Source organism: Mesorhizobium sp. ISC25, assembly GCF_042295465.1.
Classification (GTDB): domain Bacteria; phylum Pseudomonadota; class Alphaproteobacteria; order Rhizobiales; family Rhizobiaceae; genus Mesorhizobium.
This window is the reverse complement of record NZ_CP135441.1, coordinates 6,407,582-6,430,398: the sequence shown is the minus strand read 5'-3', so window position 1 is coordinate 6,430,398 and position 22,817 is coordinate 6,407,582. Positions and strand designations below refer to the sequence as shown.

The window sequence follows — 22,817 nt, the reverse complement described above, 5'->3', positions numbered from 1 at the left end:
TGGGCGAGGGCTAGGCGATGTGCGGCATCGCCGGAATTGTGTCGCTGAGCACCGCCGCGGCGCCCCCTTCCCGGGATGCGCTGATGCGCATGGTGGGCGCGCTGGCGCATCGCGGCCCGGACGAGCGCGGCCTTTACCGGGACAGACGTGCGGGATTGGCGCATGCCCGCCTGTCCGTCATCGATCTCGCGAGCGGCCAGCAGCCACTCGCCGGCGCGGGCGACACAATGTGGATCGTCTTCAACGGCGAAATCTTCAATTACGTCGAGCTGCGACAAGACCTGGTCGCGCTCGGCTATCGCTTCCGCACACGCAGCGACACCGAGGTCATCGTCCATGCCTATCATGCCTGGGGCGAGGCCGCCTTCGAACGAATGAATGGGCAGTGGGCAGTCGCCATCTGGGACTCCGTGGCGGGTCGTCTCGTCTTGTCGCGGGATCGGTTCGGCATCTGCCCGCTGCACTTTTGCGAGCATGGCGGACAGCTTTACTTCGCCAGCGAGGTGAAGGCCATTTTCGCGGCCGATGCGGACATACCCCGCGCCTTCGATCCAGCCGGCATCGATCAGACTTTTACACTTTGGACTGTCGCGCCGCCACAAGGCGTGTTTGGAGGAGTAAGCGAACTCACGCCGGGGCATGTCCGCATTTATGACAGCGGCGTCGTTCGCGAGCGGGCTTTTTGGAAGCCTGGCTATCCAGAGGTTGGCGCACCCGGCGATGATGAATTCAGCGGCTCGCTTGATGACGCGGTGGAGGAAGTGCGCAGCGCCCTGGAGGCCGCGACGGCGCTCAGGATAGTACGCGCCGACGTGCCGGTCGGCTGCTATTTGTCCGGCGGGCTCGACAGCTCACTGATCGCCACGCTGGGGAGACGCTTCGCGGGCGAGCGCTTCCAGACCTTCTCGCTGCGTTTTGCCGACGCCGAGTATGATGAGACGCATTTCCAGCGCGTGGTTGCCGGCGTGGCCGGCAGTGACCACCATGAGGTGGTTGTTTCGCGCAGCGATATCGCTGGCATCTTCCCTGAGGTGATCTACCACACCGAGCGGCCAATCCTTAGGACCGCGCCGGCGCCACTGTTCCTGCTCTCGAGACTGGTGCGCGAGCATGGCATCAAGGTCGTGCTGACCGGCGAAGGGGCCGACGAAATGTTCGCGGGCTACGATTTGTTCCGCGAGGGCAAGGTCCGCCGCTTCTGGGGACGCCAGCCCGCCTCGACGCGACGCTCCCGTTTGCTGGAGCGCCTCTATCCCTATCTCAGCCGCTCGCCGGTGCAGCAGCAGGCGATGGCACGCCAGTTCTTCGGGCGCGACATCCACGCCTGTGACGCGCCTGGTTTTGCGCATGGCACGCGCTGGCGTACCACAAGCGCTATCAAGCGGCTGTTTTCGGCAGACATGCGCGCCCAAACGGAGCGCCGCAACGCCGTGTCCGAGCTGCTTGCCCGCCTGCCATCGGAGTTTTCGCGATGGGGCTCTCTTGCGCAGGACCAGTATATCGAGATCCAGACGCTGATGTCGGGATACCTGCTTTCCTCACAAGGGGACAGGATGCTGATGGCTCATTCCGTCGAGGGGCGCTTCCCGTTCCTCGATCATGAACTCGTGAGGCTCGCGAATTCGCTTCCGGCCGCCTACAAGCTGCGCGTGCTCGATGAGAAGCATGTGCTGAAGCGCGTGGCGCAACCGATCGTGCCGTCGGAAATCGTCACCCGCAAGAAGCAGCCTTACCGGGCCCCCAACGCGCTTTGCTTCGTCGCAGATGGCGCTCCGGCCTACATTCGCGAAGCACTTTCGGAGTCCGCGCTGCGCGAAGCGAACGTCTTCGATCCTAAGTCGGTTACCCGGCTCCTGAGCAAGTGCCAGGCCAGCGCCGGCGGCGGCGACCTGTCCAACTCCGACAATATGGCGCTGGTCGGGGTGCTGTCGACGCAGCTTCTCCATCAGCAATTTATCGCGAGCCGGCCAAGTGGGGCTCGCACGCTCAACCTCAGCATCGATATCGACCGCGTGCATCGCGAAGAGGTGCTCGCGTGATGCATGGCGCCGTACCGCTCCTGCACGACTATCTCACCCACTCTGCCAGCCGGCTCGGCGGCAAGGTGGCCCTGGTGTGCGGCAACCAACGTGTCACCTATGGCGATCTCGACATGCGCTCGAACGCCATAGCCCATAATTTGACCGAGGCTGGAATCACACGTGGCGATCGGGTGGTGATCTTCGCCGACAACACTGTCGAGGCTGTCGTTGCGTTCTGGGCGGTGCTCAAGGCCAACGCCGTGGTGTGCATCGTCAATCCGCTCACCAAAAGCGACAAGCTTGCTTATCTGCTCAACGATTGCCGCCCGACGGCACTGATCACCGACAAACACCTGCACTCGATTTTCAGGGAGCCGGCGCGGAATTGCCCATCGTTGCGCCGCATGATCGTCTCCGGACCGATCGAACGCAACGACCTGCAAGAACTGCCGCATGCTGTGCGCTGGGATACTGCGGTCGCGGCAGCCCGCAGCACGCCGCCCGCGCGCCGCTGCATCGATATCGATCTCGCTGCGATCATTTATACGTCCGGCTCGACGGGCGAACCCAAGGGCGTGATGCTGACGCACCGAAACATGATTGCCGCGTGCGCCTCGATTTCCTCATACCTGGCGCTTGCCGAGGACGAGGTGATCCTCAACGTCCTGCCCCTCGCCTTCGACTACGGTCTTTACCAGATGATCATGGCATTCGGCGCCGGCGCCCGCCTCGTGCTTGAGCGTTCGTTCGCCTTCCCGGCGCAGATCCTTGGGCTGATCAAGCAAGAGAGGGTGACGGGTTTTCCCGGCGTACCGACCATCTTTGCCGCACTCGGGGAGCTCAAGTCACTCAGGGATCAGGATTTTTCGAGCATTCGCTACGTCACCAACACTGCGGCCGCCCTGCCGCTCAAGCACATTCTCCTGCTTCAGGAGCTGTTTTCTGGCGCCCGTATCTATTCGATGTACGGCCTTACCGAATGCAAGCGCTGCACTTACCTGCCGCCGGACGATCTGGAGCGAAAGCCGTTGAGCGTCGGGATCGCCATCCCCAATACAGAAATGTGGATTGTCGACGAGCATGACAGGCGGGTCGGCCCCGGCGTCGTTGGTCAGCTCGTTATCCGCGGAGCGACGGTGATGAAGGGCTATTGGGGCAAGCCGGAGGCGACAGCCAGGAAGCTCAAGCCCGGCCCGCTGCCGGGTGAGCAGGTCCTGTACACGGGCGACTACTGCCGGATGGACGCCGAGGGCTACCTCTACTTTGTCGGTCGCGGCGACGAGATCATAAAATCGCGCGGAGAGAAGATAGCGCCGAAGGAGGTGGAAAACGTGCTGATGAACATTGCGGGCGTACGGGAAGCCGCGGTCATCGGTGTTCCGGACGAGCTGCTCGGGCAAGCAGTGAAGGCGTTTGTCGTGATGGAGCAGGGAAGCATGATCGGTGAAAAGCAGTTGCAGAAAGAGTGCCAGAGACGGCTGGAAAACTTCATGGTTCCGAAGTCCATCGTCATCGTACCCAGTCTGCCGATGACCGACACGGGCAAACTCAAAAAAACGGCCCTGTCATGAGTCGGTACCAGGGCGAAGTTGATCAGCATTCATCTTTTGTACCGGAGGCGAAATCAATGTTATCTACCAAGGATAGAACCGATACCTGCAGCGAACAAATTCGCGCTTTCCTGGCCTCGAATTTCTATATAGCCGATCCGGAGAGCCTGGAGAGCGACACCTCGCTTCTCGACCAGGGCATCGTGGACTCGACGGGGGTGCTCGAGGTTATCGGCTTCATCGAGGAGACCTTCGGCATCACGGTCGAAGACAGCGAGTTGCTGCCCGAGAACCTCGATTCCATCCAGGGAATTGCGCAATACGTCATGCGCAAGAGAAACTGATTCCCGAAAACCTTGCAGCTCTGTTTCAAGTCCCCGGCCGTTAAGCCGCGACAGCGTGTCTGAAGCCTGCCGCGACTGCAGTGCTTATGCCTGCGCTTTTGTGTGTCCCACAACCACCCTGCCCTCGCCCGCTGGATTGGTAACTGCCCGGATACTCTCATAAGCCTTGGAACGCTCGAGCAAACTCATGACCTGTCGGTCCTGGCCAAGCCCGACCTCGAAAAGCAGGATGCCTCCGCGCCGCAAATATCGCGGCGCCTCCTTGAGCACCCGCATATGGATGCTCAGGCCGTAGGGGCCGGCTGCGAACGCTTCACGCGGCTCGAGTTCGACCAGATGCGAACGGTCGCCCTCGAGCCGTTTTTCGGAAATGTAGGGCGGGTTGCAAACGATCACGTCGATCGTGCCGTCAAGCTCCAGGCCGGAGAAGGCGCTGAATAAGTCGCCCTGAAGCACCGTTACCCGCTCCTCCATATCAAGATGGATGACGTTGCGGCGTGCGACCTCCACGCATCCGTCGGTAAGATCGCTTGCCCACACGCGCGCGGTGGGAGCGTGGTGTGCGATGGCGCACGCCAGATTACCCGCCCCACAGCACATGTCGACAACGCGAGGTACCGGTAAGTTCAGTTGGCTCAGAGCATCGAGAGCGGCCTTGCCGAGCAGTTCCGTTTCCGGCCGAGGAACAAGCGCACCGGGCGAGACCAGCAATTGCAATCCCATGAAGGTGCTGCGGCCCCTGCCATAGGCATCGGCGACATTGATCTCTTCGCTCACGACACTCGCCTTCCCGTATTAGCCGGCGTTGGTGGCCGACAATGGCGTACCGATGAAGTGTATCTCAAAATCGTTTAACTCTCGATCGACAAAATCAAAACCCATCCCTCCCCAGACGCTTTGAAGCCTTGATGCTACGAAGATGACCATAAGCTTCTGCGCGGTGTCATGATTAGGAATATCTCCTTACTCGACCCAGTTATCCCCAGCCTGGCGAGCCAGTTGCCGAATTCTCAGCCTGGCGTCACGATTTTGCTACATTTTAATCAAAGAAGGCACGTATGTAAGCAATTCGTAATGTTCCAGCAGCGGGGCGGAGCTGCTGCTTCCCGGAAGGTTAAAGTTTGTCCCTCATCGAAAGAACCGACGAGATTGCGCGGCAATTTCGCGTCAACGAGCGCACATCATGAAGTCAACCAAAGGGCGCTCGCTCGATCTACGCTCCGCAATGTTCGGCTGTGTGCACGGCCTCGTTGGCGTAGGCGTTTTCTCCGGATTGATAAATATCCTCGCCTTGACCGGCTCCGTCTACATGCTCCAGGTCTACGACCGCGTGCTGCCTTCGCAGAGCGTGCCGACTCTTATCGGATTTACAGTCGGGATGCTGGGACTTTACGCGGCCTATGGGCTCCTCGATTTCGTGAGGCTTCGCCTGTTAGTCCGCATCGGCAGCCGCCTGCATAAAAATCTTCAGCAAAAGGCGTTCGCAGCCTCGCTTTCCCTGCCCCTCGTCGCCGGGCCGGATGCGAACCGGGTACACCCGCTTCGTGATCTGGACCAGCTACGTGGCTTTCTTTCCGGACTGGGGCCGACCGTCTTATTCGATGCTCCCTGGATACCATTTTATATGGTGGTCATCTATCTGCTGCACCCGGCGCTTGGTGTGCTGGCAACGCTCGGCGCATGCGCCGTTGTGTTTTTGACGGTGGTTGCCGAGATCATCGGCCGCAAACCCGCGGCTCGTGCATCTGAAACACTCGTAGCACAGCGGCTTCTGGCCGATTCCGGCCGCCGCAACGCAGAGGTTGTTCAGGCGATGGGCCTGTCCGCTCCGCTTAGCCGGCGCTGGAACGAGGTCAGTCATCTTTATCTGAAGAACCAGGAACGGCTTTCCGACGTCGTCGGCGCAGCGAGCTCACTGTCGAAGACGCTTCGAATGGCCTTGCAATCATGTGTGCTGGGGCTTGGTGCCTACCTTGTGATCGGGGGCGAGGCCTCGCCGGGCGTGATCATCGCATCGTCCATTTTGCTGGGTCGCTCACTGGCGCCGGTCGATGTGGCCATCGCAAACTGGAGGGGGTTTCTGGCAACCCGCAAAAGCTATTCCGAGCTGGCGGCAGCACTGGACGCCTTTGCTAGCCAGCAAGAGACAATGGAACTGCCGCGCCCAAAGGCGGAGCTTGCGGTCGAAGAATTGACCGTCGCACCACCAAGTCTGCAGAAGCCAACCATCTTCAATGTAAGCTTCCGCTTGGCGAGAGGCGCAGGGTTGGCGGTCGTCGGCCCGAGCGGCTCCGGCAAGACCACGCTCGTGCGCGCTTTGGTCGGGGCATGGAAGCCGCTTCGTGGCACGGTAAGATTGGACGGCGCCTCGCTCGATCAGTGGAACTCAGAACTGCTCGGCATTCATATTGGCTACCTGCCGCAGGACGTTGAGCTGTTCGACGGGACGATCGCCGACAATATTTCGAGGTTCGGCGGCAAAAGCGACGCAAAAGGCGTGCTGGCAGCTGCCAAGGCTGCGGGCGTGGACAAGATGATCATGCGTCTTCCGCAGGGTTTTCAAACACGCATCGGAGAAGGCGGCGCGGCCCTTTCGGCTGGGCAGAGGCAGCTCGTCGGGCTTGCCAGGGCACTTTACGGCGATCCATTCCTCGTCGTTCTTGACGAACCAAATTCCAATCTGGATGCAGACGGCGATGCTGCTTTGGCCGGCGCAATCCTGGCAGTGCGTCAGCGCGGCGGTATCGTGATCGTCGTTGCGCATCGCCCCTCCGCTCTCGTCAACATCGATCAGGTACTCGTCCTGTCGAACGGGATGCTCCATTCGTTCGGCTCGCGCGAAGACGTTCTGGCAAATGTGATCCGGCCCTTCCCGCGTCCGGACAAGCCAAACATTGTCGTTCCGCTGCAACACGGTGCAAGCGGGCATGCGTGAGGTATTGCTTAGTGTCTAACGTGACCATGTCGTCATATGCTGCGGTTGGCGGCGAAGGCCAGCCGACCGGGGCGAAGCCGGAGCCGGATGGCATTCGAGCCAATCTACCCTGGGGTAATCTGGTCCGGAGCTTGGCAGCGAATTGTCGTTCCGCCGCACAAAGGTGTAGCCGGGCATATGTGAAGTATCGCTCTACTGTTACCGTGTCGTCATACGTCGCCGCCGGTGGCGAGAGCCGTTCGTTGGAGACGAAGCCAGATCCGGATGGCATCCGGGCCAATCTGCTCTTGGGCCTGGCAACCAGCTTGCTGTTGATCTTTGGCGGAGGGCTCTGGTTGGGATTGACCAAGATTGCCGGCGCGGTGATTGCGCCTGCGACTGTGGTCGTCGAAAGCAACATAAAAAAGGTCCAGCATCAAACCGGCGGCACCATCGGCGGAATCTTCGCGCAGGACGGCGATCATGTGAAGGCCGGCGACGTGTTGGTCAGGCTGGACAACACATTGACCCGAGCAAACCTGCAGATAATCACCGAGGATCTCAATCGAGCCACCATTCGTCTGGCCCGACTGGAGGCCGAGCGCCAGGGTCTGCCGGAAATGCAGATCCCGCCCGACCTTCGGGCTCAAATGGGTGACCCGCAAGTGGTGGCACTTGTCAGTGGCGAGCGTGCCTTGTTTGAAAGTCGTGCTGCGGCGCTGGCTGGCCAGAAGGCACAATTGCAAAGCCGCGCGAAGCAGCTGGAACGTCAGATCGATGGCCTCAAATCGCAGCAGTCTGCGACGGACGAGTCTCTGGATCTGCTGACCAAGAACCTTGCAGATGTCGAATCTCTCTACGCAAAGAAGTTGGTGTCCAAGGAGAGGTTGAGCAATGTCAGCCTGGAGAAGACCCGGACTCGCGGCGAATCGGGACGCCTTGTCGCAGCGATAGCGGAGGTACAAGCTCACATCAGTGAAACGGACCTGCAGGTGCTTCAGCTCGGCGAACAAATGCGGAGCGACGTGACCAACGAACTTCGCGAAACGGAAGCCAAGCAGACCGAGCTCAGTGAGCGCAAGGTGGTGGCCGAAGACGAACTCGGCAGGACAGACATTCGTGCCCCGCAATCGGGCACGGTACAAGAATCCTCGGTCCACACCGTCGGCGGCGTGATTGGCGCTGGAGAGGTGCTCATGATGATTGTGCCCGATTCCGACAACCTTGTCGTCGACGCTTCCATTCCGCCGTCGCGTATCGATGAGATTCATCCCGGACAGCAGGTGTCGATCCGTTTTCCGGCGTTCGACGCCGGCACCACACCTGCTTGCGAAGGCTCGGTCAACCGCGTCTCAGCAGATCTGATCAAGGATCAGCAACGCCAGCTTTCCTATTTTTCGGCGCGCATCGACGTCGACAATGAAGCGACCTGCCTGACAGGAGACAAAATACTCAAACCCGGCATGCCCGCCGAAGTCCACATAAGAACCGACGAGCGCAGTGTCTGGTCCTACTTGATGAAGCCCCTTACCGACCAGTTTTCCAGAGCCTTCAGGCAGTAAAGCGGTTGCCAAACTCAACCGGCAGTACGGCGGCCCGGTCTATCGCGTCGCCGCGTTTTCGAGAGCGCTGCTGAACCTGACCTCGATCGTGTCTCCCGGCATGACCTCGGTGTCTTCTTGGGCCGGCTGTTTCCGCCATTCTTCGTCGACTTTGCGAACGATCGTGACCTCGGCCTGGATCCTTTCGCCGGCAACCGGCAACGGCAGGGCGGCCGCGCCCGTGGGCTGCAACTTCTGGCTGGCGGCGCGAAGTCTTGCGCTGACGTCGGCAAGACGCACATTGGTATCCTTCAGCTCGGTCAGCAGACTGATCCTTCTTTGGTTGTCATTGCGTTCGTGCTGTCTGGCAAAATCGTCCTGCTGACGTCGTGCTCTCATAAGTTCAACCGAGGTTTCGAGCGCCCGGCTGGAAGAGAGAACCAAAGCGCGCCGGACGTCGGCGAGCCGGGTATTGGTTAGATTTCCCGACTCAAACGCTTTTCTTACGCGCGCCAGCTCGTCTTCGTCCGCCTTCACCCCATCCGCTTCGGCTTTCTCGCGCTCGAGCAAGGTCTCGGTTTGTGCAGCAGCATCCTTGCCGCTTTTATCGAGAAAGCTCTGCTCTTTCTGGAAATTGTCCAACGAGAGCTTCAGCCCTTCTGCTTCGGCCTGCGCGATCGCCGACGCAAAACTTGCCGGCAAAGGCGACCCTTGTGGTGGCTGCATGTCGAAAGTCGACTTACCCTGAAGTTCGGCGCGGAGACGGGCGCTGTGAAAATAGTCTCGCGTGTATTCCCCCCAAAGCGACTCATAATCGCGCCGCAGATCCACCGGATCGGGGCCAACCTGGGTTGCCCGGGACCGCAAAAGGCTGAAACCACCTGACACGGCAATAGCCTGCCGCACGGTCATCAGCGGGCGGTAGGCCTGCTGTCCGGGAGTAAGCACGTCGCCGGTCACATAGATCGGCCTGTACTCTGCAACCACGGCGGTCACGTCTGTCGGCTTGATGACGATCATTTGCTCCCGCCCGTCAGGCAGCCGCTGGTGGAATATCTTGGTTGGCAAGATCGTCTGCATGCGTGTCTGCAATTCGGCCGGAGTCAGGCCGCCCACCGAAACCATCCCGACTTCGGGAAGCGCGATCGTGCCGTCCATCTGGACCACCGCACGTTGCGTTCGCTCAGAGATGGAGGCAATTCCTATCTCGACGGTATCGCCGGCGGAAAGTCGATAAGCAACCCGCGCTTCCGCTGCAGCGGCCGTTTCCACGGTAGCCAGCATACCGAGCGCGACAAGAAGGATTCGATTAACGAGGACCATTGGCGGCAATCTCCTTCTGGTTCGACCGCGGCTCTTCCGGCCAATCGAGACGGGTGATGAATTCGTAGACCGGCCCGCCAGGCACGCCCCAGTTGCTCGACCAGATTACCTGAGAGCCGTCGGGTGACGGCGAGGCATGGGTTTCGCTCCAATAGTCGGACGGGACGTTGTGGGTTTGCGTGACCCGTCGAACCTCACCGCTGCCATCGAGGCGCAGCGCGATCACCTCTCGCGCATATGGCGCCCAGTCGGGATTGGCAGAGATCTCATCGGGATTGCCGCCATAGCTCACGAACACCCAGCCGCTCCTGTCCAGTGCCCGCACGGACGCATGCTCGGCTTCGCCAAACTTCATAAGCGAGGTGACCTTCCCGTCGACCAGTCTCCTTTTGATGACGTGATATTTGTCAGGGTCGGATTTGCTGATGCCCACGAAAACTTCGCTGCCGTCTTCATCGACCGTCATATCGCCATGGCCGGGCCGATGATGGTCCGTCCAACTCTGCCGCAACGTCCCGTCGACGGAGAAAACAGCTCGCTGTTCTGTGTCTTCCTTCACGTTCTGAAAGCACAGGATGTTCGCTCCGAGCGGGGAGATCGAGCAGGCGCTGACGGTTCCGGCAAGCTGGGCAAGATCGATGTCCGGAAATTTCCGGCGCTGCTTGAGATCATAGGCAAAGGCAACCATCGCACCATCGCCACGGATTGCGCGCACTGCTATACGATCGCCGTTACGGCTGGGATTGCCTTTGGACGGCCCGAACTGAAGATCATGGTAATTCGGCGACACGAACAGCACGTCTTCGCGATTGGTCCGCGGCGCCCAGGTCGAAATTTTCCGGTCCTGAACGCAAATCATCAGATCGGCATTTTGCGGATGCCATTCGCATTCAGCCGATCGAGCGCGACGGAAAAGCGGGACATAGGTCTGCCCGTCGAAAAAGCACATGCCGTTGCAGCCGTTGGTGATGACGAGGAGACTCTGGTCTGAATTCCACGCTTGGGAGCTGGAATAACGGTGGCTGCAAAATTTTTTCTCGCATACGACGCCATTGCCAAGAGCGCCAGGCTTGGTAATGCGCATGAAAATTGTCCCGAAGGCTGGATCCGTCGCGGGTTGGAGATAATCGGGCAGATCCATCATCACTGGCGCGACAAACTGTGTCGGCGCGCTGTCTTGCCGGCCGCCGGCCGTGGACAAATCCAACGACAAGGCAGCCGCAATCAATAGTGGAGCCAACCCACGCGGGCGAAAGGTCATGTCATGTAGCCCATTTCGTGTCGCACTCGGCCTTCGCTGAGGCGCCCTTGCCACCATCCGATGGTCCGCTCCAAGCCTTCGCGCAGGCTGGTCTGGGCGCGCCATCCAGTCTTGCTTTCGAGGAGCGAAGAATCGGCCAGCAAGGCACGCACCTCGGAATTCTGCGGCCGCAGGCGGCGCTCGTCGCGGTGAATCGGTTTCTTGCAGCCACTCAACTCGATCACCAGATCCAATACGTCCGAGATCGTCACAGCGCGCTGGCTTCCGGCATTGTAGGCATGGCCAAATTCGAGCTCGGCCGAACCTGCGGTCAAAAACGCCGCCGCAGTGTCTTCCACGAAAGTAAGATCGCGGATCGGGCTTGTGTCTCCCACCATGATCGCCGGGCATTTTTTGTCGAGAGCCTGACGTATGATGGTCGGTACGATGGCCCGCTCACTTTGGCGTGGGCCGTACGTATTGAAGGGCCGCATGATAACCACGGGGATGTCGAACGATCGGGCGTAGGACTCCGCCATCATGTCCGCACCGATCTTGGATGCCGAATATGGTGATTGTCCCTGCAACGGGTGGGATTCGCTGATAGGCATTGTCAGCGCGGTGCCATAAACCTCGCTTGTCGAGGTGTGCACCACACGCTCAGTCTCCCATTGACGCGCCGCTTCGAGGACGTTGACCGTGCCCAGGATGTTGGTTTCCACATAGGACTGGGCGGCGGCATACGAATACGGGATAGCGATCAGTGCGGCGAGATGAAACACGACCGCCTGGCCACGCACGATCCGATTAAGGAACGCGCTGTCGCGAACATCGCCTCGGATGAGGTTCAGTTGGCTTCGTATGGTGTCCGGTAAATCGTCCAGCCAGCCGTGGCTGTCGAACGAATTATAGAGAGCCACCGCCGTGACGTCGGCACCGCTACGGACGAGTGCTTCGGTGAGATGCGAACCGATGAACCCATCGGCACCCGTAACCAGAACTTTCCTGCCCTTGTATGCCATGACCCAAGCGTTCCCCCTATGACGTGAGGCACTGACTTTGCAAATCCACGAGAGCGCGGATGTCCCGCCTGCTCTCAAGTTCCGATCGGCGGCGGCGAAACGATGCCAAGTACCGCCAGCAGCCCGCGCACCATCCACACGACATCGGAGACGATTGTGCGCTGCGGATAATAGGAAAGGTCGAGCCTGGCTTTCGCAGGAAACAGAACCTCGCGGTAGAACAGTAGCGGGTCCACGGATCCCGGATAAAAATGCGCTTCATTCCGGAAGAGGACCTGGGCTGGACCCAGCAAGCCTGGCTTGTATTGTAAAATACCCTCGAAGCTCCCGCGAAAACAATCGGCGAAGACAAGGCTCTCCGGGCGGGGCCCGACGATTGCCATCTCGCCTCTGAAGACGTTCCAAAGCTGCGGCAGCTCGTCGAACTTGGTGGCGGCGAGGAACCGTCCTACCGGCGTCATGCGGCTGTCATAGGCCATGGTCAGCGCCAAGCCACCGGGATCGCATTGCACGCTGAACTTGCGGAACTTGTACATGCGGAATGGGCGAGCACCGGCCCCGACGCGGGTCTGCGTAAAGAAGATGGGCCGACCACCTTCCAGCAGCAGCGCCACGGCAATCAGCAGCATCAGCGGAGCGAAGACGATCGCCGCGGCCGCAGCAACGACGAGATCAATTGCTCGTCTCACAGACCCATGGGCGGCGCTCGAGACGTTAGGCCGGTGAATGGCTAGGTCCAGGGCATTCATGCGGCTGTTCCTGTCTGGGCGCTACTGTTAACCGCTGCGGCAAGAGCGACAACCACCGTTTCGACCAAAGGTGCTGTGACCTGCGGATGCAGCGGTACCGTCAGCTCGCGCTGCGCGAAATCTTCAGTGCGCGGTAAATGAGTACCGGGAATAAGCTCACGATAGAGCGTCATCTGGTGCACCGGCGGGTAGTGGATAGTGGTTTGTATCCCTTGCGCGCGCAGTGCGTCGATGACGTCTTGCCTGTCGGCGTAGCGTGGCAAAAGGATAGGCATGATGTGGTAGGCCGACGTCCGCGGCTCGTGGAACGGGATGGTCACGGCCGGGCAATGCTTGGCTATGAGACGGCGATACAGCATGACCAGGATACGCCTGATCTCATTCCACTCCTGCAAATTTTGCAGCTGGACCAGTCCGATCGCAGCCCGCAATTCATCCATGCGATAGTTGAATCCGAGCATGGTGACATCATACTGAGGGGTGCGGCTGTTCAGCCTTTGACGTGTCCCGGTGGTCATCCCATGTCCACGCGCCTGGCGGATTGTCTCGAGCAGACCGGCATCCCTGGCGATCACAGCCCCGCCTTCCGCCGTGGTCATGTTCTTGTTGCCGTAGAAGCTGAAGGCGGCCGCGGCACCAAATGTCCCCACCTCCTTCAAGCCCGGCGCATGCGCCGCGTCCTCGACGATATGCAGCCCCCGGGCACGGGCGAACCTCTGCCATTGTTCCCGATCGGCGAGGTAGCCGGCGAAATGGACGAGAATGATTGCCTTGGTGCGGGTCGTGCATTTCGCTTCGGCTTCCACGATCGACATCAGCGGCACGTCGGCTGACTCGATGTCGACGAAGACCGGCGTCGCACCGACATAGAGGACCGCATTCGCGGTCGCCACGAAAGTCAAGGATGGCACCAGCACCTCGTCGCCCGGTCCGATACCAAGTGCGTGCAAAATGAGATGAAGTGCTGCGGTACAAGAGCTGACCGCGACGCAATCCTCCGCGCCATGCACGTCGGCAAAAGCTTGTTCGAAGGCTCGTACCTGCTCCCCCATGGTCAGCCAGCCGCTGTCGATGACCTTGGTCAAAGCAGTCTTCTCCGGCACACCCAAGATCGGGGCACTGACCAAGAGCATCACAACCTCCTAGACTGATAACTGTGGGACCGGGCTCGTGATTTCGTCATGCAGCCGTCGCAGTGACCTCGATCGACGCCGACTGGTCTTCCCAGGAAATGGTCTGTGCGTTCTGAAAGTCGTCGACGCGCCCGATATCGAGCCAGAGACCCTCATGCTTGTACACGTGCACGGTCGTGCCGTTCTGCATCATCTGCAGCATCAGGTCGTCGAACCCAAAGGGTATGCCGGATGGGATAAACTGCAGAACGTCCGGGTTCATGCAGTAAATTCCCATGCTGACCAAATGCGAGAGCGTCGGCTTTTCGCGAAAGACCTGCACGGTATTGTCGACTTCGTCGATGACGCCGAAATCCATCTTGATCAGGCGACAGGCTGTTGCGATCGTCACTGGATCGGTGTGCTTACGGTGCGCTGCTACAAATCGACTGAGGCTTAGATCCGTAAGGACATCGCCATTGAGAACGATGAATGGCTCCGTCAGTTCATCCCTGATCAAAGACAGCGGCCCGATGGTGCCAAGCGGCTCCATCTCCTGCGTATATCGAATTTTCAGGTTCCACTGCGAGCCATCTCCACACACGGTGCGGATCAAGTGGCCGAGATACCCGGTTGTAATATAGACTTCCTGAATACCGTTGCGTCGCAACCATTTCAGAAGCATCTCGAGAACCGGCCGTGCGCCGATCGGCATGAGCGGCTTCGGCAAGACCGAAGTGAAGGGGCGGAGGCGTGTTCCCATTCCTCCACATTGAATAACCGCTTTCATCCTGGTCCTCCCTTGTTCATTCGGCCTGAACGCTGTCGTCACGGGCCGGCTATCCTGCCCTGGTCAGCACCCGGGAAACGCGTTCTTGTCCCCTCAGAAGAACCGGTGAGATTTCCCGTAGAAGACCGGTGAGATTTCCCCACTGTCCCCTGATCCGGACATTGCATCTGGATGGTATGTGGCCGTCAGGGTGGATGTCGTCGTGCATTCGAATGGTAACAATTCAGCCGTTTTGCTGTTCTATGTCTTTAGACCTATAGCAGTGCTGAACGACCGACCGGTCTGTCAGCTATCCAAAAGGTCAGAACGTATGTTCGATGACGTTCGGCGGGTTTCGCTCATAAGGGGCAAAAAAAAGAGGAGCGTTTCCCGTCATTTAAGATTATATTAGAAATCTGGCGTTTGTGGTGTTCGGGGTGCCGCAGCGTCGGCTGGATGAATCGACGAGTGGATGGCCACGACTTTCAGGCCATCACCGTTCAATCCATTCAGATAGGCGTTGGGGTAGTTCAATGTATCGAATCGTCATCGCCGACGATCACGGCTTGTATCGTCGCGGCTTGCGATTGGCACTGACCGCAGGCATTCCAGGTGTGGAGATATTTGAAGCGTCTTGTTTCGACGCGGTGCTCAGTTTGCTGGCAGAGCAATCGTTCGTGGATCTTGCGATCCTGGACCTGAATATGCCGGGCCTGTTCAATCAAGAAGTGCTCGGCGGGATTCTGTCTGCCTATCCGGACACGCGATTTGCGATCGTTTCGGGAAACGATTCGCGCTCGGAAATACTCACGGCTCTGTCGATCGGGCTTCACGGCTACATCGTAAAGTCCCAGACGGACGAAGAGGTTGTTTTGGCCGTCAACGAAATCCTCTCCGGCCGCATCTATGTTCCTGCACTTCTGTCACGCTCGGGTGCAACGCAAACAACCCACGCGCATACCCATTCCGACGACAAAAGCCCACAGAGGCGTACCGCTGGCGTCAACCTTGGCAGGCTGACCTCGAGGCAAAAGGAAGTCCTCAAGCTGATGGCGGAAGGCTATTCGAACAAGGAAATTGCGCGCGATCTGGAAATCGCGGAGGCGACCACGAAAATCCACGCTGCTGCGGTTCTGCGTGAGTTGGGGGTACGCAATCGGACCGAGGCTGCCGTTATGCTGAAGACTTGGCTTTCGAGACATGCCAGCTAGAACGCCGCGCGTCCTTTTGGACGTGCAAACGGCGTCCCAAGACTCCTCATGCATATTACTGCATATCCCAATGCCGCGGCGCAGCTTTGGGCCAACGACATTCTTGGAAGGAACCCTGCGCATCACAAAGGCCGCTCAGCGACCCGCCTTTTGATATCTGCTTTCCGATTGGAGCACTGCACTACGAACCGATTTCCTTGCGTGACAGCCGCAGCGAATACCGCAACCCTTGGTCCGATATCTCCAGCTTGGGAGAGTGACCGACAAGCGGCGATCCATCCACTCCGATTATCATGGAACCGAAGCCATGACGGACTACGCTTGAGGTCCGGCGCCGCCCTGATTCCACCCACTCGAACACAATATCACTGCCTGTGTCTTCAGGTGCGAACGTCCAGCTTACGTCGATTCGGCCTTTTGGATCGCCAAGCGCTCCATATTTCATGGAATTGGTGGCAAGCTCGTGAACGATCATTGCAAAACTCTCGGCGGCGCCTCCCGACATCGCCACGGAAGGACCGCCGACCGATATGGCGCGTGTTCCCATATAAGGGTGCAACTCTTGCGCAACGAGATCGTTTATCGCGCCCGATACGCTGCCGTTGCGTGAAAGGAGCAGATGGGTTGCCTCGAGCGCGCGTATCCGGTCGATCAGCATTTCCTTGTATTTGGCGACGTTGTTTCCGGGAACATCGACCATCTTCACGAGCGCCGTGATCACCGCGAAAACATTGCCGAATCTATGACGCTGTTCGAGCATGATACGCTCCCGCTTCTTTGCCGCGGCGCGCAGCAGCATGGTTTGTCGTCTCTCGCTCAGGTCGGCAGCCACTCCAAGCCGCTGTCCACCATCGTCATGTCTTTCCTCCCTTCCGCGCAGGGCAACCCAGCGGATATGTCCGTCCGGTCGGCGGACGCGTATCTCAACATCGTAATCCGTGACCGATGGTGCGGACTTTCTCGATGCCGCCAGCTTTGGCCAGTCCGCCGGATGAACGACAGCTGATAGTTCCTCTAAACGGCGGCGATTGGCGTGGGCCAGGCCGAGAATGTCCCAGAACGTGTCGGAGCCCGTGACTGTCCCGTCTTTAAGGTCGATCCGCCACGTGGCCAAGCGTCCAGCAGACAGGGCGAGGTCGAGCCATTCCTTCTGAGCCCGAAGCGCTTCGTGAGCAGCTCGTCGGTCCGAAATATCATCGACCACCACGAAGATACTCTCCGAAAGAACCCCCTCGGGCACGGACGAAGAAAGCGTTAGACGAGCCCAGAATGCCGTACCGTCCTTTCGTGACAGACGCACCTCCGAAACGAACGAAGAAATGTCATTGCCCAGCCTCGCCAGCAATTGCGCCAAGGTGTGCCGGTCGTTCGGATGGGCGAGCGTATCGAGCTGCAATAGGGCAAGCTCCTCCTCCTTGTACCCGGTCATCTCACAAAGGCGTTTGTTGGACTGCAGCAACTCGCCTTTCTCGTTGGTGTTCGCGAATCCCATGGCAGCACGTTCGAAGGCCCAACGATAGCGGCTTTCGGTCGCTTCGACGGCAGCGAGCCTGGCCTCGGCGACTTCCAGCAACTCACGCAAGTCCTGCCGAAGGCGATGGAACGTCATGGCAATCACCCCGCCCGAAACCAGAAGCAGGATTGCGCGTGCCCAATCTCCATTTGAGATCTGATCGTGTCCTCGTGCCCACAGGCCGACAGCCACCATCAGAATGGTCGCAGCGAGCGCAGGTACGCGATCTTCGAGATAGGCGATAATAATAATAGCCGGAACAAATTCCAGAAAACTGGCGCCTTGCCCAATATAGCCCGACGATTTTATTTCAAATATCAGTGTGGCAGCTAATACCGATGCAGAGGCAATATGAGTTAGCAATCTGCCTGACGGGTTCGAATTCGACCTGCGCGACTGCGAGCTCATGGACACAGACTACAACCTTCTGACTAGCCCGTCGAGACTAGAGCAAAAAACGTACAGCTTAGTACCACTGCCGGATTGCCATACCGCTATCATAGCGCGCATTTTATCGGATGCAGCGGGGCCTAAGAGCTGCCTTAGAACTGTCAGATCATACTAAGTTTTCAAGGTGGTGATGCACATATCATCCGTCAGCGCATAGAAGACTAGAATCCAGCTAAACATAGAAGACTGTCTGAATCCCGATTACTTATTTCGGGCGTGTGAAACTTTTGGGTTAGGGGTAGAAAATGAATCTGATCGATAGACAGGTCGATGCTTCTTCGAGCAATCGGTACATTGCTACGAGGACCAAGTATGATTTTGAGGCGCGGAATACGCGACCCTCTTCTGGTCACCTTCCCGATCGTGCATCGGATCCATTGGACGCAAGGCTCGGGGAACCAAAAGGCCGCAGTCTGGAATCCATAACCGGCGTGCTTGATCGCATTGGCTGTGGCTATCTCGTGCTGAATCGCGAAAGAAAAGTAGTCGAGTGGAACGCAGCCGCCCAAACCACGCTTGAGCGCCAGGGCGAAGCGGCCGACACGGCGAGCGGACTTACGGCCGCCCTGAGGCGGCTGATCGCGAATGTTCCGGCGGGCCAATTCCTGCCGGGCTCGTTGTCCTGGGTCGTGATCCGCAGCAGGGGCGACCGGCCGGTGATACTGAACGAGAACGGCGTTATCGCTCCCGACGGAACGAGCATTGTGGCGTTGCTGGATCGGGACAACAGATCTGGGCCAAATCCTCGCACGTTGCAAAGAATGTTTGGCTTGACGAGCGCAGAAACGCACCTCGCCTTGCGCTTGGCTCAGGGCGACGCACCTTTGGAGATCGCTCGCAGCTGGCGTCTCAGCCGCACCACGATCCGTTCCCAGCTTGCCTCGCTGTTCGCCAAGACCGAAACAAAACGCCAGGCGGAACTGGTGGCCCTTCTTGGGCGTATTTCGGTCCTGCCATAAGGGCCGGTCACTTGGACACAATCGCCGGACGTCGGCATCCGCCCGGGATTTGGTTGGCGCAAGTTGGAGTGTCATGACTTGGCAGGTCGTGCACCGCATTGCGCACTCCACCAGGTTCGATGCGCCGGCGTAAATATCGGAAGCCGCAATCCCGGACCGGCAATTCGGTACTGTCGAACGGATTCGAAAGGCGACAAGTTGGACAACGATCTATGCAGCGAGTCTGTTCTTGCCGCAGCGGAGAAGGTGGAAATCGCTCGATCGCGTTCGGACCGCGCGGTGAAGAGACTTGCACGGACCGGACCGATCGTCGTCACCGGCGCGGCAGGCTTCATTGGTTTCCACGTCGCCTTGCGGCTTTTGCGTATGGGTGTCGAAGTCATCGGCGTCGACAATTTCACCCCCTACTACGATCCACGACTCAAGGAAGCGCGGTTTGCGCGCCTCTGTGCCGAGTCCGGCTTCACTCCGATGCGAATTGATCTGGCGGATGCGGCGCGCGTCCAGTTGCTGTTTTCAGAAGTTCGACCTTCAAACTTTGTGCATCTCGCGGCTCAGGCCGGCGTGCGACATTCACTAGTTGACCCGCATGCCTATGTGCAATCGAACATAGTGGCGTTTCTCAACGTCCTTGAGGGCTGCCGGCACTTCGGTGTTAGTCACCTCGTCTACGCCTCCTCGAGCTCCGTCTACGGCTCAAATCGAACCATACCGTTTTCCGAGCATCACGGCGCCGATCATCCTGTCAGTCTGTACGCCGCAACCAAGCGTTCAAACGAATTCATGGCGCATTCATACAGTCACTTGTTCGGCTTGCCCGTGACCGGACTGCGCTTCTTCACCGTTTATGGCCCCTGGGGCAGGCCCGACATGGCGGTCTACATGTTCACGCGTGCGATTATCGAGGGGAACCCAATCGAAGTAGCCAATGCCGGCCGCGTGTGGCGAGACTTCACCTATATCGACGATATCGCTGAGGGCGTGGTTCGAGCACTTGCTGCACCGCCGCGGCCCGATCCGCATTGGGACCCTTGCACCGCCGACCCTGCTACAAGTTCCGCGCCGTATCGCGTCTACAATATCGGCAACGACCGGCCCGAGGAGATCAACCGGCTGATTTCGATCATCGAGACCGCCCTTGGCAGCCGGGCGCTTCGCGTGGATGTGCCGTTGCCGCCTGGCGACGTTCTGGAGACACGCGCCGACGTCAGCGATCTTCGCAAGGCCGTCGGCTTCGTCCCGACGACACGGCTTGAGGACGGAGTGCAACGCTTTGTCGAATGGTACCGGGACTTTCATGGAACAGATGCCGCGGCCAGCATATGGCAACAAACGTTGATGCATGTAGAGGCCACCGTGTAATCCGCGCCTTATCGGAGCGACGGATCCACGCGTCCGCTATCCTGGTCGCGGCTGCTGGTCTGGTCAAAAGATCAAGCTGATGCCGCATAGCGTAACGACGACATTTCCGGTCATCGATGCCCGCGCGATCCTCGCAGAATCGGCTCATCGCGGGCAATTCCAATGAGCGATCTCAATTCAGAGACTGCAGTTGTACTTGGCACGGAGCACAAAGAATTCGCCTCATCCGCGTTCTGCCGAACAATGTCATTCAGATGGATGATGGTGACGTTCGGGCCCCATCGTAAGCTCTGCTCAACCGCATTTTGCCTCCTCGGAATCGCGAGCTCATGTCCCAAAGCTACTTTCTGAGATCCAGGACGGTTCCTACGGTCGAGAAAATAATCACTCGTGTTCCTCCAAGCCCGATCGGCGGTATTCTTCGCGCGGCAGGAGGCGTTTCGGCCATGGCGATTGCCGGCCAGCTGACCCTCGTCGCCGCTATTCCCGTTTTGGCCCGGCTCTATTCCCCGGCAGATTTCGGGATCTTCACGATTTACCTGTCGATCGTAAACATCCTCGGTGCGATCGCAGCACTGCGTTTCGAGGCCTCCCTTTATGGGGTCAAGGACAGTGCGCAGGCATACGTGACTGTTAAGCTCATTCTCCTGGCTGTCTCGGTAACGAGTGTCCTAGCCTTTGCGGCAGGACTGCTGTGGGCGAGCATCGCTCCAGCGCGGGTTGGCCACCTCGCCTGGCTTGTTCCACTTGGGATGGGGGGCGCCGGTCTCGTCGAAGCAATGAACTGCTGGAGTCTGCGCGTAGGCCTGCTACGCGACTTCGCCCTCGGCCGCCTGATTTTGCCGGTGACCATGGCCCTGCTGCAACTAACTTTTGGGCTCGCCCATTTCGGAGGTGAGGCGATGGTGCATGCTCATATCCTGAGCCAATTCATCTTTATCGGAATCCTCGGCTCTCGGATTCTGAGCAGGAAGGACATAGGCGGCATCGCCCGAGCGCCGTGGCGGACCGTCTTTGCCGTCGCCAGGCGAGAATACAAGTTTCCGTTGTTCGACATTCCCTCGGCCCTAGCGAGTTTCGCCATCATTAATCTTCCCGCAATACTCGTTGGTTCGCTGTTTGGCGCCGCTTTTGCCGGTTACCTGGGAGTTGCGTCACGGCTGGTGACCGCACCCGTCACGCTGATCGCCAACCCGCTTAGCAATGTTTTTGTATCTGAGGCGAACAAAACCAGCAGTCGCGCCCATTTGCTCGGCACCGCGCACGGCCTCTTGATGCTTTCAGCCGGCCTCACTGCATTGCCAATATTAGCGCTTGGCCTAGCCGCGCCATATATCGTCGTTCCCCTCCTGGGCGCGCCCTGGGTCCCCGCCGCAGACATTATGACCGCGCTGGCGTTCATGGGTGCTACGCAGGCGTTGTCGACACCGCTTCAAGATGTCCCAGCTCTTCTGCGGCGGCAAGAGGTACGACTTCTCGTCGACGGCGCGCGGACGGCGCTTGTATTTGGCCCGCTACTCGCCGGTGCTGAGGCAGGTTGGGAACCACTCAAAGTCATTTATCTGATGGCGGCCGGGGGCGCCGTCGGGTTTGCACTGAAAACGGCGGCCTCTCTGTATCTTCTCCGCCACGACGTCGAACCAGTGGGAGCCGCCATACCAAAGCAGAGTCATCATCTCGAGGGAAAAACACCATGAAGCAATCGCAGCTTGATCAGCTTCTGACGACCGATGTGGTTGACCAACATCATCGCGCTGATGCTTCGCGACTGCGCCCTTTCATTTCAGTTGCCATCCCAACCTTTCGCCGACCGGACACGATCCGCCGGGCGATGGATAGCATTCTGAGTCAAGATTTTGCCAGTTGGGAGCTGGTCGTCAGCGACGACGAGGGCCGAGAGGGAGCGACCTGGGCAATCGTGGCCGAGTATGCACGGACCGAGCCTCGCATCCGAATTGTCGAGAACGGCCGTGGCCGGGGTCAGGTCGAGAATACCAACAACGCCATGCTCGCTTGCGTCGGAAAATGGATCAAGCTGCTCCATGACGATGACTGGCTGGCCCCAGGCGCACTCAAGACCTTTGCCGAGGTTTCAACCAAGCATCCCTCGGCTGCATTCATGACCTGTGCCGCGAACATAATCGAGGACGATCGGATGAAATTCCGATTGCCACCGCAAGGGCGACAACGGATCTCCGTCTACTCGAGCCAGCAATGCCTAACGGACCTCTATCTGGTCCGTACGACGCGGAGCCTTGGGATCATCCCGTCGACGCTGTTGATCAACCGCGACGTCATTCACGCGGGTTGCCTGATGCGCGCACACAATTCAATCCCGGCCGGAGTCGACCAGCTGTTCTTTGTCGACCTGGCATGCCACGGAGACATGGTCGCGATAAATGACGGCTTGATCTTCTACGACGCGACGAATCACCCGAGCATCACTACAACCAAGAGCTTCGATGAAGTTGATCAAGTAACTCTTGCTGTCAAAGAGCTTAACTGGAATCTAATTCAGGATCGTAAACACCTCCCTCGCCCCGAGACTTTGTTACGGGCGCTGCGGGTTGCTCGTATTCCTAGCAGATTCCACCAGCAGTCCTGGCGAGCGACGATCCAAGATGCTATCCAAATTCTTCGCCCATCAGTTATGAAAATTGCGAGCCAGCACATTCTTACCTACGTGTTCGCGATCCGCCCGAGACTGGGCCGGTTGCGTAGCCGGAGACGAATTTAG

At 59.0% G+C, this 22,817-nt stretch carries 18 protein-coding genes; 10 read left to right on the top strand and 8 right to left on the bottom strand.

Annotated elements, in window-relative coordinates; all coding sequences use genetic code 11:
* Positions 1-17: 17 nt before the first annotated feature.
* Genes asnB through RQ479_RS31660 form a run of 3 tightly spaced genes read left to right on the top strand, consistent with a single transcriptional unit; the run spans position 18 to position 3,915 of the window.
* Entirely contained in the window at positions 18-2,039 is a 2,022-nt protein-coding gene (asnB, locus tag RQ479_RS31670; RefSeq protein WP_376703608.1) for an asparagine synthase (glutamine-hydrolyzing), read from the top strand.
* A complete protein-coding gene (locus RQ479_RS31665; RefSeq protein ID WP_376706058.1) occupies positions 2,039-3,592 on the top strand; it encodes a class I adenylate-forming enzyme family protein in 1,554 nt (517 codons plus the stop codon). Before asnB ends, RQ479_RS31665 begins: the two co-directional genes overlap by 1 nt.
* A 56-nt stretch (positions 3,593-3,648) precedes the next feature.
* Positions 3,649-3,915 carry an acyl carrier protein gene (locus tag RQ479_RS31660; protein ID WP_292653750.1) on the top strand — a complete coding sequence of 89 codons (267 nt, stop codon included), beginning with the start codon at positions 3,649-3,651 and terminating at the stop codon, positions 3,913-3,915.
* An 84-nt stretch (positions 3,916-3,999) separates the two neighbouring features.
* Here the strand turns inward: RQ479_RS31660 and RQ479_RS31655 are convergent, their stop codons facing one another.
* A complete protein-coding gene (locus RQ479_RS31655) occupies positions 4,000-4,692 on the bottom strand; it encodes a class I SAM-dependent methyltransferase (protein ID WP_352517216.1) in 693 nt (230 codons plus the stop codon).
* 406 nt (positions 4,693-5,098) lie between these two features.
* On the opposite strand from RQ479_RS31655, the gene RQ479_RS31650 reads away from it, so the two are divergent.
* Together RQ479_RS31650 and RQ479_RS31645 are read left to right on the top strand one after the other, a co-directional pair.
* On the top strand, positions 5,099-6,850 hold the full coding sequence (locus tag RQ479_RS31650) for a type I secretion system permease/ATPase (RefSeq protein WP_376703607.1): 1,752 nt from the start codon (positions 5,099-5,101) through the stop codon (positions 6,848-6,850).
* A gap of 242 nt (positions 6,851-7,092) precedes the next feature.
* The gene (locus RQ479_RS31645) at positions 7,093-8,391 is read left to right on the top strand and encodes an HlyD family type I secretion periplasmic adaptor subunit (RefSeq protein ID WP_376703606.1); all 1,299 of its coding nucleotides are present in this window, start codon (positions 7,093-7,095) and stop codon (positions 8,389-8,391) included.
* Positions 8,392-8,430: 39 nt separating this feature from the next.
* Here the strand turns inward: RQ479_RS31645 and RQ479_RS31640 are convergent, their stop codons facing one another.
* The 6 genes from RQ479_RS31640 to RQ479_RS31615 form a co-directional block, all read right to left on the bottom strand.
* Positions 8,431-9,693 (bottom strand): polysaccharide biosynthesis/export family protein, encoded by a 1,263-nt coding sequence (locus RQ479_RS31640; RefSeq protein ID WP_376703605.1) that lies wholly within the window; start codon positions 9,691-9,693, stop codon positions 8,431-8,433.
* Positions 9,680-10,954 carry a hypothetical protein gene (locus RQ479_RS31635; protein WP_376703604.1) on the bottom strand — a complete coding sequence of 425 codons (1,275 nt, stop codon included), beginning with the start codon at positions 10,952-10,954 and terminating at the stop codon, positions 9,680-9,682. Before RQ479_RS31635 ends, RQ479_RS31640 begins: the two co-directional genes overlap by 14 nt.
* A complete protein-coding gene (locus tag RQ479_RS31630; RefSeq protein ID WP_352718011.1) occupies positions 10,951-11,955 on the bottom strand; it encodes an SDR family NAD(P)-dependent oxidoreductase in 1,005 nt (334 codons plus the stop codon). The genes RQ479_RS31635 and RQ479_RS31630 overlap by 4 nt, the downstream gene beginning before the upstream one ends.
* Before the next feature lie 74 nt (positions 11,956-12,029).
* On the bottom strand, positions 12,030-12,704 hold the full coding sequence (locus tag RQ479_RS31625) for a sugar transferase (RefSeq protein WP_376703603.1): 675 nt from the start codon (positions 12,702-12,704) through the stop codon (positions 12,030-12,032).
* Positions 12,701-13,837 (bottom strand): DegT/DnrJ/EryC1/StrS family aminotransferase, encoded by a 1,137-nt coding sequence (locus RQ479_RS31620; protein WP_376703602.1) that lies wholly within the window; start codon positions 13,835-13,837, stop codon positions 12,701-12,703. Before RQ479_RS31620 ends, RQ479_RS31625 begins: the two co-directional genes overlap by 4 nt.
* 46 nt (positions 13,838-13,883) lie before the next feature.
* Positions 13,884-14,606, bottom strand: coding sequence for a sugar phosphate nucleotidyltransferase (locus RQ479_RS31615; protein WP_023675619.1), 723 nt, complete (start codon positions 14,604-14,606; stop codon positions 13,884-13,886).
* Positions 14,607-15,118: 512 nt separating this feature from the next.
* Here RQ479_RS31615 and RQ479_RS31610 point away from each other — a divergent pair.
* A complete protein-coding gene (locus RQ479_RS31610) occupies positions 15,119-15,796 on the top strand; it encodes a response regulator transcription factor (protein ID WP_352467094.1) in 678 nt (225 codons plus the stop codon).
* A 181-nt stretch (positions 15,797-15,977) separates the two neighbouring features.
* On the opposite strand, the gene RQ479_RS31605 is transcribed toward RQ479_RS31610, so the two are convergent.
* Positions 15,978-17,717: a sensor histidine kinase gene (locus RQ479_RS31605; RefSeq protein ID WP_376703601.1), complete on the bottom strand. Its 1,740-nt coding sequence runs from the start codon at positions 17,715-17,717 to the stop codon at positions 15,978-15,980.
* Between the two features lie 287 nt (positions 17,718-18,004).
* Between RQ479_RS31605 and RQ479_RS31600 the strand changes: the two genes are divergently transcribed.
* From RQ479_RS31600 to RQ479_RS31585, 4 genes are all read left to right on the top strand, one after another.
* A complete protein-coding gene (locus tag RQ479_RS31600; RefSeq protein WP_376703600.1) occupies positions 18,005-18,718 on the top strand; it encodes a helix-turn-helix transcriptional regulator in 714 nt (237 codons plus the stop codon).
* A gap of 279 nt (positions 18,719-18,997) precedes the next feature.
* Positions 18,998-20,080 carry an NAD-dependent epimerase gene (locus RQ479_RS31595; RefSeq protein WP_352467146.1) on the top strand — a complete coding sequence of 361 codons (1,083 nt, stop codon included), beginning with the start codon at positions 18,998-19,000 and terminating at the stop codon, positions 20,078-20,080.
* Positions 20,081-20,526: 446 nt separating this feature from the next.
* A complete protein-coding gene (locus RQ479_RS31590; protein ID WP_352467091.1) occupies positions 20,527-21,777 on the top strand; it encodes a lipopolysaccharide biosynthesis protein in 1,251 nt (416 codons plus the stop codon).
* The gene (locus RQ479_RS31585; RefSeq protein WP_352467090.1) at positions 21,774-22,817 is read left to right on the top strand and encodes a glycosyltransferase family 2 protein; all 1,044 of its coding nucleotides are present in this window, start codon (positions 21,774-21,776) and stop codon (positions 22,815-22,817) included. The genes RQ479_RS31590 and RQ479_RS31585 overlap by 4 nt, the downstream gene beginning before the upstream one ends.